We start from the raw sequence: 13,531 nt of genomic DNA on the forward strand, positions 1-13,531 counted from the left end.
GCGGGCGTCAGACCGTGAAGCTCTCTCCGCAGCCGCAGCTTCCCTTGGCATTGGGATTGTTGAAGACGAACCCGGCGGCGAAATCATCCTCCACCCAGTCCATCGTCGACCCGACGAGATAGAGCACCGACGCCCCGTCGATATAGAGCACGCCGCCCGGCGTCTCGATCTTCTCGTCGAATTTCGCCTCTTCGCTCACATAGTCGACCGAATAGGCAAGCCCCGAACAGCCCCGGCGCGGCGTGGACAGCTTGACGCCGATCGCGCCGTGGGGCGCCTGCCCCATCAACTCGGCAATGCGCGACTGCGCGCTTGGCGTCAGGATGACGGCGGCGGGGCGGGCGCGGGTCTTGGTCTCGGTGCTCATCACAACATTCCCAGTTCGAGCTTGGCCTCGTCGCTCATCTTCTGCGGGTCCCATGGCGGGTCCCAGACGAGGTTCACCTGCGCGTCGCCCACGCCCGGCACCGCGCCGACGCGCAATTCGACCTCGCCCGGCATGGATTCGGCGACCGGGCAGTGCGGCGTCGTCAGCGTCATGGTGACGACGGCATGGCCATCCTCCGTCACATCGACGCCGTAGATAAGGCCAAGGTCATAGATATTGACCGGAATTTCAGGGTCGTAAATTTCCTTGAGCGCGTCGATGATCCCGTCATACAGGCTCCCGCCCGGCTCGCCCGCCGGAGTCTCGGCGGGCTTCTGCGCCAGAAACCCGTCCAGATAATCGCGCTGGCGCGGAGCCTCCTCCACGCGCGCCTTGGGTGGCGCTTCCACCGCGTCCACTTCCTCGACCATGATCTTCCGCTCGTCACTCATCCAAAAATCTTCCTGACCCGTTCCAGTCCCGCGACCAGCGCGTCCACGTCGCTTTCGTCGCTGTAGATGCCGAAGCTCGCCCGCGCGGTCGCCTCGACGCCCAGATGCCGCATCAGCGGCTGCGCGCAGTGATGGCCGGCGCGGATCGCGACGCCGCTCTCGTCCAATATGGTGCCGACATCGTGCGGATGCACCCCCTCCACCTCGAAGGAAAGGATGCCCGCGCTGTCCTCCGGACCGAACACGCGCACGCTGTTAAGGCTTTCGAGCGCCGCCCGCGCCTTGCCGACCAGCGCGCACTCATGCGCATGGATGCGGTCGAGGCCGACGCTTTCCACATAGTCGATGGCGGCGGAAAGGCCCACGACGCCGGTGATATGCGGCGTCCCCGCCTCGAACCGCGTCGGCGCGGGCGCGTAGGTCGTCTTCTCGAACGTCACCCTGTCGATCATCGACCCCCCGCCCTGATAGGGCGGCATCGCGTCGAGCAGTTCCTTGCGCGCCCACAGCACGCCAATCCCGGTCGGGCCATAGAGCTTGTGCGCGGAAAAGACGTAGAAGTCGCAGCCCGCCGCCTGCACATCGACCGCCAGCCGCGGCACAGCCTGACATCCGTCGATCAGGATCTTCGCGCCTTGCCGATGCGCGATCTCCGCCGCGCGCCGCACGTCGAGCACGCTGCCCAGCACGTTCGACACATGGGCCAACGCGACCAGCCTGTGTTGCGGCCGGATCATCGCCGCCATCGCGTCGAGGTCGATCTTGCCCTCGCCGGTCAGCGGCACCACGTCGATCTCAGCCCCCACGCGCTCCGCGACGATCTGCCACGGCACGATATTGCTGTGATGCTCAAGGCAGGACAGGAGGATGCGATCCCCGGCCTTGAGCTGCGTCCCCGCCCAGCTTTGTGCGACGAGGTTGATCCCCTCCGTCGCGCCGCGCACATAGACGATCTCGCTGTCCGACGCCGCGCCGATGAAGCCCGCGACCTTCCGCCGCGCAGCCTCATAGGCCAGCGTCATGTTCGCCGACCGCTCATAGACGCCGCGATGCACCGTCGCATAATCGGGACCATAAGCCCGCGCGATAGCGTCGATCACCGCCTGCGGCTTCTGCGCCGTCGCCGCGCTGTCGAGATAATGCCAGTCGCCCACGCCGGGGAAGTCGTGGCGGAGCCTCAACAAACCGTTCGCCCTGAGCGAAGTCGAAGGGCTCGGCTGAGCCGCAGGCGAAGCCCCTTCGCTACGCTCAGTGGAGGGCTTCGACAGGCTCAGCCCGAACGGTGAAGCTGCCCGATCCTCACTCATACCAAAGTCTCCAGCTTCGCGAGCGCCGCCGCTTCCAGCGCGTCCTTCACCGCCTCGTCCGCAACCCCGTCGAACACGCCCGCGACGAAGGCCTTGAGCAGCAGCGTCTTGGCGGTCGCCGGGTCCATGCCGCGCGACGCCATGTAGAACAGCGCCGCCCGGTCCAGTTCGCCCACCGTCGCGCCATGGGCGCATTTCACGTCGTCGGCGTAAATCTCCAGTTCCGGCTTGGCGTTGGCCGTCGCCGTGCGGTCCAGCAGCATCGCCTTCACCGACTGGAAGGCGTCGGTCCGCTGCGCATCGCGCGCCACGTTGATGGAGCCGAGGTAACTGCCCGTCGCCCTCTGGCCAAGGATTGAGCGGATGGTCTGGCCGCTGGTGGCATCGGGCTGCGCGTGGCGCACCTTCGTCACGATCTCCAGCACCTGCTCCCCGCCGCCGATGATCGCGGCATGGAGTTCGAAATGCGCCCCTCTGCCCAGCGTCACGTCGAAGGTCACGCGCCCCAGCCTGCCGCCGACATTGAGCAGATGGAAATCGCACCGCGCCCCATCCGCGACCGTAATGACATGGTCATGCACCGCCGCCACGCCGTCCGCCGCGTCCTGCAACAGATGATGCGCCGCGCTCTGACCAGCCTCCACGTCGATGTGCACAGGTGCGGGCACCGGCCATATGGTCGCCAGCGCATCGAGATCGCTATAGCGCCACGCCTCGTCTCGTCTCGTTGGAAGGGCAAGAGCGTTCACGCGGCCACCACCTCGGCATAGCCCTCGCGCTCCAGTTCCAGCGCCAGTTCCGGCCCGCCCGACTTCACGATCCGCCCGCCGGCCAGCACATGCACATAGTCCGGCTTCACATAGTCGAGCAGCCGCTGATAATGGGTGATGAGCAGCACCGCCTTGTCGCTCTTGCGCATGATCGCGTTGATGCCCGCGCCCACGATCTTCAATGCGTCGATGTCGAGGCCGCTGTCCGTTTCGTCGAGGATCGCCAGCTTCGGGTCGAGGATGCCCATCTGCACCATCTCGGCCCGCTTCTTCTCGCCGCCCGAAAAGCCGACATTCACCGGGCGCTTGAGCATCTCCATATCGAGGCCCAGAAGCCCCGCCTTTTCCTTCGCGAGCCGGATGAACTCGCCGCCGTTCAGCTCCGCCTCGCCCCTTGCGCGCTTCTGGCTGTTCAGGGATTCGCGCAGGAACTGCAGGTTGGAAACGCCCGGTATCTCGACCGGATACTGGAAGCCCAGGAACAGTCCCGCCGCCGCGCGTTCATGCGGCGCCATGTCGAGCAGGTCCGCGCCCTCGAAGGTCGCGCTGCCGCCCGTCACCTCATAGCCCGGCCGCCCGCCCAGCGTATAGGCCAGCGTCGATTTGCCCGCGCCGTTCGGCCCCATGATCGCATGGACCTCGCCCGCGTCGATGCGGAGCGACAGTCCTTTCAGGATCGCCTTGCCGTCGATTTCGTTGGTCAGGTTTTCAATATCAAGCATGAGCCATTCCCGGCGCTGAATTTTTAGAATTCCTCCCCTGGAAGGGGAGGGGGACCACGAAGTGGTGGAGGGGTGTCGCCCTCTCGATAGCGGGACACCCCTCCGTCAGGGCTTCGCCCTGCCACCTCCCCTTCCAGGGGAGGATGAAAGATGCGCCGGCCATCGCTTTAACCCTTGTGCGCGCGCTGGAGCGTCCGCGCGGTCCAGAACGCCATGTCGCGCACGTCGCCCGGCGCGGGGAATAGCGTGTCGATATGGCGCTTGATCGGCATATAGGGCCACCAGTCCGCCCCCGGCTCGGGCGCGCCCTTTTCCAACACGCCGGTCACGAACTCCGTCACCGGACCCATACGGGCGAGGTTGGGCGCCTTCGCCTTGTGGAACGCCTTGTCGGATTTTAGCTTCTCGGCGAAGGCCGTATCGCCCTTCTCCAGCGCGGCCCGCGCCTCGGCCTGATAGGCATCGAGATCGCCGAAATCCTTGCGCGCCCGCGCCTCCAGCTCGCCCTCTTCCAGCTCATAATCCTCGGTCAGGATGCGGATCGCGGCAGTCCAGGACTGCCCGTTCCCCACATCCTCCGCGAAATCGGCAAGGGCATCCTGAATATCGTCTTCGTCGCTCAAAATTCTTGTCCTTGAGGTGTGATAAGCGCCTCCCCTTCAGGGGAGGGGTTGGGGTGGGGCGCTCCCCGATCGGGAAGGCTTTCGAGACGGTCGAGCAACGCTCGCGCCACGCCGTCCAGATTTTGCATCACATCGGCGTTCGTGACGCGGAAAACATGATAGCCCAGTGCTTCCAGCTTCGCCGTGCGACGGGCGTCGGCAGAGAGATCGACGTGGCTATCCCCATCGACTTCGACGATCAGCCTTTTCTGCGGGCACAGGAAATCAGCGATGGCTTCGCCGACCGCCGCCTGCCGACGAAACTTGAAGCCGCCCAACTGGGAGCCAGAGAGGATGCTCCATAGCCTGATTTCCGGCTCGGCCGGATTGCGGCGGTTGGCGCGGGCGTGTTCCGCCATCGCATCGAGGCGCTCTACCGAAAGCCCCCACCCCCTGCCCCTCCCCTGAAGGGGAGGGGAGTCCAGGCGTCCGCTCGTCTCGCGACTACTTAAGCCCCTCCCCTTCAGGGGAGGGGTTGGGGTGGGGGTTGGCCTACTCACCCCACGCTCCCCTCAAGGCTGATGCCCAGCAGCTTCTGCGCCTCGACCGCGAACTCCATCGGCAGCTGCTGCAATACCTCGCGGGCGAAGCCGTTAACGATCAGCCCCACCGCCGCTTCCTGATCCAGCCCGCGCTGCATCGCGTAGAAAAGCTGGTCGTCGCTGATCTTGCTCGTCGTCGCCTCATGCTCGATCTGGGCGCTCGGATTGCGCACCTCGATATAGGGCACGGTATGCGCCCCGCACTGATCCCCGAGCAGCAGCGAATCGCACTGGGTGAAGTTGCGCACGCCCTCAGCCCCCGGCGCCACGCGCACCAACCCACGATAGGTGTTGTTCGACCGCCCCGCGCTGATCCCCTTCGACACGATGGTCGACCGCGATCCCTTGCCGTTGTGGATCATCTTCGTGCCGGTATCGGCCTGCTGCATATTGTTGGTAAGCGCGACCGAGTAGAATTCGCCTACGCTGTTCTCGCCGTTCAGCACGCAGGACGGATATTTCCAGGTGATCGCGCTGCCCGTTTCCACCTGCGTCCAGCTCACCTTGCTGTTGCGCCCCTGGCACAGCGCCCGCTTCGTCACGAAATTATAGATGCCGCCCTTGCCCTGCTCGTCGCCGGGATACCAGTTCTGCACGGTCGAATATTTGATCTCCGCATCGTCCAGCGCGACCAGTTCGACGACCGCGGCGTGCAACTGGTTCTCGTCGCGCATCGGCGCGGTGCAGCCTTCGAGATAGCTCACATAGCTGCCCTCGTCCGCGACGATCAGCGTGCGTTCGAACTGCCCCGTATTCTCCGCATTGATGCGGAAATAGGTGGAAAGCTCCATCGGGCAGCGCACGCCCTTGGGGATGTAGACGAACGTCCCGTCGGAAAAGACCGCGCAGTTCAAAGTGGCAAAATAATTGTCGTGCATCGGCACGACCTTGCCCAGCCATTTGCGGATCAGGTCGGGATATTCCTTCACCGCCTCGCTGATCGAGCGGAAGATGACGCCCGCTTCCTCCAGCTCCTTGCGGAAGGTGGTGGCGACCGAGACGCTGTCGAACACCGCGTCCACCGCGACCTTGCGCGCGCCCTTGACCCCGGCCAGCACTTCCTGCTCGGCGATGGGAATGCCCAGCTTCTGATAGGTGGCGAGGATCTCGGGATCGACCTCGTCCAGCGAATTCAGCTCCGCCTTCTTCTTCGGCTCGGCATAATAATAGGCGTCCTGATAGTCGATCGGCGGCACGTTGAGCTTCGCCCAGTCGGGCGCTTCCATCTGCTGCCACATGGCGAACGCCTTCAGCCGCCAGTCGAGCAGCCACTGCGGCTCCCCCTTCTTGGCCGAAATGAAGCGGACCGTATCCTCGTTCAGCCCCTTGGGCGCGAAATCCTGTTCGATGGCCGACGACCAGCCATGCTCATAGGCGGATGCGCGCTGCGCCGCCTCATGCGCTTCCTGATTGCGGATGGTGGTTACGTCGTCGGTCATGCCATTTCTCTCGTCAAACTCGCGATCGTCACTCCGGCGAGCGCGGAGCGGATCGCGTTGTTCGCCACATTCATGTGCGGGCGGATGCGGCAGTCCGTTTCCAGACTGCAGTCATGCGCGCCCGTCTCTGCGCAGGCGGTCATGGCGATGGGGCCTTCCACCGCTTCCACCACGTCCGCCAGCGTGATCGCGGCGGGCGGACGGGACAGGCGCACGCCGCCGCCCGTTCCCCGGCTCGATTCGAGCAAGCCCGCCGCCGAAAGACGGCTCACCAGCTTCTGCGCGGTGGGCAGCGGGATGCCCGTTTCGGCGCTCAGCGTGGTCGCGTTCATACGGGCAGCACCGCAATGGCGCGCGGCGGCGCTCATCAGCACCACGGCATAATCGGCGAAACTCGACAGGCGCATTGCGAACCATTCTCAAATCGGACCGATTCGATCCGATTGCGCATGTGGTCCCGCGCGCACCCAGAATCAAGCCATTTATGCCAGTCCTCGGGCCAGCCTTCAGGACAGCCGGTTGATGACCGCCACATCGCCCCCCAGCGACCGGCGCAGCAGCGTCAGTTGCGCGACGGCGCTCGGTTCGGTCTGCAACTGGTGCGGGGTCAGGCCGATGAAATGCTTGATTTCCCGGATGAAGTGCGACTGGTCGTAAAAGCCGCCCTCCTCGCACAATTGCTGCCAGCTAATGCCGTCGAGCGCGATCTTCGCCGAACAGCGCAGCGCCCGGTACTTGCGCGCCAGCAGCTTGGGCGGCGCGCCATAATAGCGGTTGGTGAGCCGGGCAAGCTGGCGCGCCGACAGACCCGTCGCCTCCGCCAGCGCCTCCGGCCGGGGCGATCCGTCCCCCATCAGCCAGTCGTCCACCGCCGCCAGCAGATCCCATGTCGCCTGCCGCAGCGGCCGCATCACGGGCGCCAGCGCCGCCCAGCATATCGCCGCCATCGCGTCCGCATCCTCGCCCAGCGGCCGCAGCCGTTCCAGCAGGTCGGCGAGCACGCCGCCCTTCGCCGCGCCCATATCCGTCAGCCGGTCCGCCATCGCGTCCGCATCCCCGCCATGGAGCGAAATCCATCCGGCGGGCAGCAGCGACAGGCCCAGCACGCGCGACGGTCGATCCAGTTGGAACCGCGTCGCGCCCATGGTCGGACCGAGCAGGCAGACGGGCGGCGTCGCCGTCACCGTTCCGTCGCGGAAATGATAGTCGCCCTCGCCCTCCAGCATGAAGCGAAGCTGCGGCACGTCCGCGCGTGTCTGGTCGGCGAATGTCGGCGCGGACACCGTGAACAGGTAAAGCGACCCGACATAGGCGCGCAACGCCGCGGGCGGCGCGATATAGCGCAGCTTTACCGGCCCTTGCGCCCCGTCCACCCGATAGGATAGCGGCCCCTTCCCATCAGGCAGCGCCAGACCGCCGCCGGTCCCATCGACGTGATGCAACCCCATGTTTTCACCCCACTTACCCCTGTAATAGGGAAGACACATGCGATGCAAGCGGTGTGACGTCATGGCTGCACATGCTGCGCGCCGTCTCAGGGCAAAAAAAATGACCCGGCGGTTTGGCCGCCGGGTCAGGAAAAGGTCTCTTCGGCAAAAAGCCTTGGAGCCTTCGGGTCGCAGGCGGGCCTTACGCCCGAATCGCGGGGGATTTATTGGATGGATCGGACATTTCCGGCGCCCGAACGCCGATGATGACGTTCCCATTCAATCCATTTTGCGGGTTTTTGGGCAATGTTGTTTTCCGGTGACACCGACTCGACGCCCCGGAGGCGCTATGGCATGGGCCGGGCATGTCCTACCGCCTGCTCCGCCCGCTGCTTTTCGCCCTCGATGCCGAGCGCGCGCATCATCTCTCGATCGCGGCGCTGCGCTTCCTGCCGGTTCCGGCGATGCCCGCGCCCGATCCCGCGCTGGAGACGACAGTGGCGGGCATCCGCTTCCCCAACCCCGTGGGCCTTGCCGCCGGTTATGACAAGGACGGGCGGATCGCGCACAAGATGCACGGCCTTGGCTTCGGCTTTGCCGAACTCGGCACGCTGACGCCGCTGGCGCAGCCGGGCAATCCTCAGCCGCGCCTGTTCCGCCTCGTCGAGGACCGCGCCGTCATCAACCGTTTCGGCTTCAACAATGGCGGGCAGGGCGCGGCGGCCGACCGCATCGCCCGCTACCGCAGGCCCAAGGGCAGCGGCGGCCCGGTCATCGGCATCAACATCGGCGCGAACAAGGACGCGACCGCCGCCGGGCGCGGCATCGCCGACTATGCGACGGGGGTTCAGGTCATGGCTCCGCTTGCCGATTATCTCACCGTCAACATCTCCTCCCCCAACACGCCGGGCCTGCGCGCGCTTCAGGGCCGCGCCGCGCTCGACGAGCTGCTGGGCGCGGTGATGGCGGCGCGGGGCGGCGACCCGACGCCGATCTTCCTCAAGGTCGCGCCCGACCTCGAACCCGCCGATGTGGAGGACATCGCCGCCGCCTGCCTCGACCACCGGGTCGATGCGCTGATCGTTTCCAACACCACCATCACCCGGCCCGCGCTGCGTTCGCCCCATGCCGGGGAAGCGGGCGGCCTCTCCGGCGCGCCGCTCACCGACCTGTCGCACCAGCGCCTTCGGGACTTCCGCCGCCTGCTGGGCGCGCGTCTGCCGCTGATCGGTGTGGGCGGCATCGCCACCGCAGATCACGCCTATGCCCGCATCCGCGCCGGAGCCTCCCTCGTCCAGCTCTACAGCGCCATGGTCTATGAGGGGCCATATCTCGCCCGCCGCATCAACCGCGGGCTGAAGGCGCTGCTCGCCCGCGATGGCTTCGCCAATGTCGCCGACGCCGTGGGGGCGGACGCATAGCGGGTTGCGGCGCGCCCCCTTCCGGCTATCGTGCCGCCCATGACTTCCCGCTTCCTCGGCCTGCTGGCCCCGCTCGCTCTCGCTGCCCTCGCTCCCCAGCCCATCCTCGCGCGCGAACCCGTCGCCGCCAGCGCCACCGTCTCCGCCGCCGACCCGCGCGCCGCGCTCGCGGGGCAGGAGATTTTGCGCAAGGGCGGCAGCGCGACCGACGCCGCCATCGCCATGATGCTGACGCTGGGCGTGGTGGAGCCGCACAATAGCGGCATCGGCGGCGGCGGCTTCATCCTCCATCATGACGGCCGCACCGGCGCGCTCGACACGATCGACGGCCGGGAAACCGCCCCCGCCGCCGCCCGCCCCGACCGCTTCATGAAGGACGGCAAGCCGCTCGCCTTCCTCGACGCCTGGCCCGGCGGCTATTCGGTCGGCGTGCCGGGCAATCTGCGCATGGCGTGGGACGCGCATCGCAAATGGGGCAGGCTGCCCTGGGCCGATCTGTTCCAGCCAGCGATCCGCTATGCGGAAGACGGCTTCCAGCTCGGCGAGCGCACCGCCACCGCGCTCCGCGCCACGCAGCAGGTTTGGGCCGGCTTCCCCGAAATCCAGAAACTCTTCTGGGTCGACGGCGCGCCTCCGCCGGTCGGCACGCTCCTTAAAAATCCGCCGCTCGCCGCCCTCTACAAGCGGATCGCCGCCGAAGGACCGGACGCCTTCTACACCGGCGAAAATGCGAAGCTGCTGAGCGCCGCCGTCACGGGCGCCCCCAGAAACCCCGTCCCCATGACGGAGGCGGACATCGCCGGTTACAGGGCGATCCCGCGCCAGCCGGTCTGCGGCACATATCGCGTCTGGAAAGTCTGCGGCATGGGTCCGGCTTCGGCGGGCGGCGTCACCGTGCTCGAAATCCTCGGCATGGTCGAACGCTTTCCGCTCAAACAATGGGGCAGGGACGATCCGCGAAGCTGGCACGTCATCGCCGAAGCGATGCAGCTCGCTTATGCCGACCGCGACACATGGCTGGGCGACCCCGCCTTCGTATCGGTCCCGGTAAAGGGTTTGACCTCCCCCGCCTATCTCAGGCGCCGCTCCGCCCTCATCCGGATCAACAGGGCACTCAACGACTATAAGCCCGGCACCCCGCCCGGCGCGCCACGCCGCACCCCTGCGAAACCGCAGCCCGAAGAAGGCACCAGCCATTTCCTCGCCGTCGACCGCAATGGCGACATCGCGGCATGGACATCCACCATCGAAAGCTTCTTCGGCAGCCAGTTGATCGCCAACGGCGTGATCCTCAACAACGAACTGACCGACTTCAGCTTCACGCCGGAAAAGAACGGCGCGCCCGTCGCCAATCGCGTCGAGCCGGGCAAGCGTCCGCTCTCGTCCATGTCCCCCACCATCGTCTATGATGCGAAGGGCAAGCCCGTCTTCACCGTGGGCGCGGCGGGCGGCAAGACCATCATCATGCAGGTCGCAAAGGCGCTGATCGCCCATTTCGACTGGGGCATGTCCGCGCAGGATTCGATCGCGCAGGGTCTTGTCTTCTTCGACGGCAATGGCCTCGTGCTCGAACAGGGCACCGGGGTCGAAGCCCTGAAAGCCCCGCTGGAAAAGCTCGGCCACCGCGTCAGCGTCACCCGCCTCGGCCTCAAGGCCAACGCCGCCGAGCGGCTGCCCGACGGCCACTGGCAGGGCGCCGCCGACCCGCGCAGCCCTGGCGTCTCCTTGCAGGAATAAGGCTCACCCTTTCAGGTTCAGCCCCGAAACCTCGAAGGTGAAGGGCGCGACCTTCTCCTTCCCGTCGACGATCAGGTTCACCTTGACCCGCTTCGCGTCGCGGATCGCCTCATAGGCGCCCTGCGACGGCGGGATCGCGATGCCGTCATCCGTGGTCGCCATCCGCCCCTTCCACTCATGCGTCTTCCCGTCATCGGTGGTCGCGGTGATGCGGCAGTCGGACAGGTCGCAGGTGAAGGGCGCGCCGACCAGCTTCACCGTCACGTCCGCCCCGCCTTCCTTCAGCGGCTGGAGCAGCAGTACCGAAAAAGTATCGGGCGCGGTCATCGTCTGCACCGCATTCTGGCTGCCGATATAGGCAAGGCGCGGGCGGCCGCTTTCCCCGCCCTCATATTTCCACGTCTGGCCGATCTGCTCGCGCTGGGTCGGCCCTTCGTCCTTCTTGCCCGAACAGGCCGCCAGCGCCAGCGTGGCCGCCGCGATCGTCAGGATGGCCCGCATCGCTCGTCTCCTCATGCATGTGGTTACGCGAGGAGAATGTTCTAACCTGCGATAAGGTTGCCTCAGGCATAGCGCGCGGCGGTTTCGCGGATGAGCGCGATCATGTTGGGAATGCCCTGCGTCCGGTTGGAACTGAGCTGATTTTTAAGGTCGAACGGCGCGAGCGCCCCTTCGATGTCCATCGCCCCGATCTCGGCGGGCGAACGGTCCTGCACGGTCAGCAGGACCAGCGCGATGATCCCCTTGGTGATCGCGGCGTTGCTGTCGGCCAGGAAATGCAGCCGCCCATCCTCTGTCCGCGTCGGATAGACCCACACCGCCGCCGAACAGCCGCGCACCAGCGTCGCGTCGGTCTTGAGCGCGTCGGGCATCGGCTCCAGCTTTTTGCCGAGGTCGATCAGCAGCCGATAGCGGTCGTCCGCATCGAGAAACTCATATTCGTCCTGAAGGTCGGCAATGGTCGGCAGATCGGTCATGCCCGCCATATAGGGGGAAATGCGGCAGGGGGAAGCCGGATATAAGCGCTGAAAGGCTGGCTGAAATTTCGAACAGGTGGAGCCGAAAAGCGTGACGTCCGAGCACCGGAGCGCAGGTCGGCGCGCTTTGCAGGCCCGCATGAACGGAATTTCGGTCAGCCGACCTTGCACCCTTTCGCGCTCGCCAGCCCGCGCAAATAGCCGCGCCGCGCGATCCCCGCCGTCACCGCCGCCTGCAACCGCCGCTCTGCGGGAGCCGCGCCGCTGATCTCGCGCACCAGCCCGCGGAACGGGATCAGCGAATTGACCACCGTCTTGCCGACCGCTTCGGCAATCTTGCCTGTGCGGTTCTCATTGGCTTCCTTGCCCACGGTGAAGTCCTGTCCCAGCACCGCGTTCAGCTCCTTGAGCGACGCCGCGATCCCCTTGCAGGTGCGCGAAGGCGGCGCGGCATAGGGGTTCTCCACGGCTTTCAGCAGCACGGGCGGTATCTCGTCCTTGTCCAGCCCGATGTCGCGCGCGGGCTGGGTCGCGATCCTGCCCGCCTTGTCCATCGTCTGATCGCGGGGCTTTTCCTCTTCCTGCTTCGGCTTGTCCTGCGCCATCGCAGGCAGGGCCAGCGTCATGCAAAGCGCGGCAGCGGCAATCTTCATCATCTTTTCCGTCCTCCCGCCGCTCCAAACCGCCGACGCGCGGCAACGGTTCCCGCCCCGAAACGATCAGCGGTCGAGACAGGCCTGCGCAGCCGCGCTATGCGCTGTCCTGTCCCGCTTCAGGAGCCGCCCTCTTGCCCGACCCAGACGCCCGCTTCACCATCGCCTCGCCCGCCCTGTCCGCCAGCATCGCGCCCGAAGGTGCGGAACTCTGGTCTCTCGCGGACGCGCACGGCCGCGATCTCATGACCGATGCCGATCCGCGCTGGTGGACGGGCCACGCGCCCCTGCTCTTCCCCTTCGTCGGCCGGTCGCGCGGCGACGTCTATCGCCTCGACGGGCGCGACTATCCCATGCCCCAGCACGGCTTCGCCCGCCGCAAGCCCTTCGCCCTCGTCCACCAGTCCGACGCGCGGGTGACGCTGCGCCTCGACGCCGACGACGAAAGCCGCGCCGCCTATCCCTTCGACTTCCGCCTCGACATGGATTTCGCGCTCGACGGCCCGACCCTGCGGATGACGGCGACCGTCGCCAATATGGGGGAAGCGAAAATGCCCTTCGCTTTCGGCTATCACCCCGCCTTTGCATGGCCGCTCCCCTATGGCGGCGCGGCGGAGGATCACCGCATCGTCTTCGAGCATCCCGAACCCGCCCCCATCCGCCGCGTCGGCGACGAACCCGGCCTCATCGCCCGCGATACCTTCCCCTCGCCGGTCGAAGGCGACACGCTCGCCCCGACCCATGCGATGTTCGAAGGCGACGCGCTCATCTGGGACGATCTCGCCAGCCGCGCGCTCACATGGGGCGTGCCCGGCCAGCCGCACCTGCGTATCGCCTTCCCCGACACACCCTGGCTCGGCCTCTGGCAGAAGCCCGGTGCCCATTATCTCTGCGTCGAACCCTGGGCCGGAATGGCCGATCCGGTCGGCTTCACCGGCGATGTGTGGGACAAGCCCGGCATCATGGCCCTCCTCCCCGGCGACACCCGCAGCTTCCGCATGGACGTGACGCTGGTCGCGTAACGCCCGACTCGCCTTGGCCCCAAAAATCCCTAT

General features: G+C 66.5%; 16 protein-coding genes. 3 read left to right on the forward strand and 13 right to left on the reverse strand.

What is annotated here, in order from left to right; all coding sequences use genetic code 11:
• Nucleotides 1-7: 7 nt before the first annotated feature.
• From SAMIE_RS14640 to SAMIE_RS14685, 10 genes are all read right to left on the reverse strand, one after another.
• Entirely contained in the window at nt 8-367 is a 360-nt protein-coding gene (locus SAMIE_RS14640; protein ID WP_066701028.1) for a HesB/IscA family protein, read from the reverse strand.
• Entirely contained in the window at nt 367-819 is a 453-nt protein-coding gene (locus tag SAMIE_RS14645; protein ID WP_066701029.1) for an SUF system Fe-S cluster assembly protein, read from the reverse strand. Before SAMIE_RS14645 ends, SAMIE_RS14640 begins: the two co-directional genes overlap by 1 nt.
• Nucleotides 816-2,126, reverse strand: coding sequence for an aminotransferase class V-fold PLP-dependent enzyme (locus tag SAMIE_RS14650; protein ID WP_232037262.1), 1,311 nt, complete (start codon nt 2,124-2,126; stop codon nt 816-818). The genes SAMIE_RS14645 and SAMIE_RS14650 overlap by 4 nt, the downstream gene beginning before the upstream one ends.
• Nucleotides 2,123-2,875, reverse strand: a complete 753-nt coding sequence (locus tag SAMIE_RS14655) for a SufD family Fe-S cluster assembly protein (protein ID WP_066701031.1) — start codon at nt 2,873-2,875, stop codon at nt 2,123-2,125. Before SAMIE_RS14655 ends, SAMIE_RS14650 begins: the two co-directional genes overlap by 4 nt.
• Nucleotides 2,872-3,618, reverse strand: coding sequence for a Fe-S cluster assembly ATPase SufC (gene sufC, locus SAMIE_RS14660; protein WP_066701032.1), 747 nt, complete (start codon nt 3,616-3,618; stop codon nt 2,872-2,874). The genes SAMIE_RS14655 and sufC overlap by 4 nt, the downstream gene beginning before the upstream one ends.
• Before the next feature lie 167 nt (nt 3,619-3,785).
• Complete coding sequence (locus SAMIE_RS14665) at nt 3,786-4,241, reverse strand: hypothetical protein (RefSeq protein WP_066702441.1); 456 nt, start codon at nt 4,239-4,241, stop codon at nt 3,786-3,788.
• Complete coding sequence (locus SAMIE_RS14670) at nt 4,238-4,639, reverse strand: endonuclease domain-containing protein (protein ID WP_066702439.1); 402 nt, start codon at nt 4,637-4,639, stop codon at nt 4,238-4,240. Before SAMIE_RS14670 ends, SAMIE_RS14665 begins: the two co-directional genes overlap by 4 nt.
• A gap of 137 nt (nt 4,640-4,776) precedes the next feature.
• Nucleotides 4,777-6,261, reverse strand: coding sequence for a Fe-S cluster assembly protein SufB (gene sufB / locus SAMIE_RS14675; RefSeq protein ID WP_066702436.1), 1,485 nt, complete (start codon nt 6,259-6,261; stop codon nt 4,777-4,779).
• Nucleotides 6,258-6,668, reverse strand: a complete 411-nt coding sequence (locus SAMIE_RS14680; protein WP_066702434.1) for an RrF2 family transcriptional regulator — start codon at nt 6,666-6,668, stop codon at nt 6,258-6,260. Before SAMIE_RS14680 ends, sufB begins: the two co-directional genes overlap by 4 nt.
• A gap of 99 nt (nt 6,669-6,767) precedes the next feature.
• Nucleotides 6,768-7,709: a helix-turn-helix domain-containing protein gene (locus SAMIE_RS14685; protein ID WP_066702432.1), complete on the reverse strand. Its 942-nt coding sequence runs from the start codon at nt 7,707-7,709 to the stop codon at nt 6,768-6,770.
• Nucleotides 7,710-8,053: 344 nt separating this feature from the next.
• On the opposite strand from SAMIE_RS14685, the gene SAMIE_RS14690 reads away from it, so the two are divergent.
• Nucleotides 8,054-9,109, forward strand: a complete 1,056-nt coding sequence (locus SAMIE_RS14690; RefSeq protein ID WP_066702429.1) for a quinone-dependent dihydroorotate dehydrogenase — start codon at nt 8,054-8,056, stop codon at nt 9,107-9,109.
• Between the two features lie 39 nt (nt 9,110-9,148).
• On the forward strand, nt 9,149-10,846 hold the full coding sequence (gene ggt / locus SAMIE_RS14695; protein ID WP_066702426.1) for a gamma-glutamyltransferase: 1,698 nt from the start codon (nt 9,149-9,151) through the stop codon (nt 10,844-10,846).
• Nucleotides 10,847-10,849: 3 nt separating this feature from the next.
• Here ggt and SAMIE_RS14700 read toward each other — a convergent pair whose 3' ends face one another.
• From SAMIE_RS14700 to SAMIE_RS14710, 3 genes are all read right to left on the reverse strand, one after another.
• On the reverse strand, nt 10,850-11,347 hold the full coding sequence (locus SAMIE_RS14700; RefSeq protein ID WP_066702421.1) for a hypothetical protein: 498 nt from the start codon (nt 11,345-11,347) through the stop codon (nt 10,850-10,852).
• A 62-nt stretch (nt 11,348-11,409) separates the two neighbouring features.
• The gene (locus tag SAMIE_RS14705; protein ID WP_066702418.1) at nt 11,410-11,832 is read right to left on the reverse strand and encodes a SufE family protein; all 423 of its coding nucleotides are present in this window, start codon (nt 11,830-11,832) and stop codon (nt 11,410-11,412) included.
• Nucleotides 11,833-11,978: 146 nt separating this feature from the next.
• A complete protein-coding gene (locus SAMIE_RS14710) occupies nt 11,979-12,476 on the reverse strand; it encodes a hypothetical protein (protein WP_408641266.1) in 498 nt (165 codons plus the stop codon).
• Nucleotides 12,477-12,610: 134 nt separating this feature from the next.
• Here SAMIE_RS14710 and SAMIE_RS14715 point away from each other — a divergent pair, with 134 nt between their 5' ends.
• Complete coding sequence (locus SAMIE_RS14715; RefSeq protein ID WP_066702413.1) at nt 12,611-13,498, forward strand: aldose 1-epimerase family protein; 888 nt, start codon at nt 12,611-12,613, stop codon at nt 13,496-13,498.
• Nucleotides 13,499-13,531: the final 33 nt, after the last annotated feature.

The organism is Sphingobium amiense (assembly GCF_003967075.1).
GTDB lineage: Bacteria > Pseudomonadota > Alphaproteobacteria > Sphingomonadales > Sphingomonadaceae > Sphingobium > Sphingobium amiense.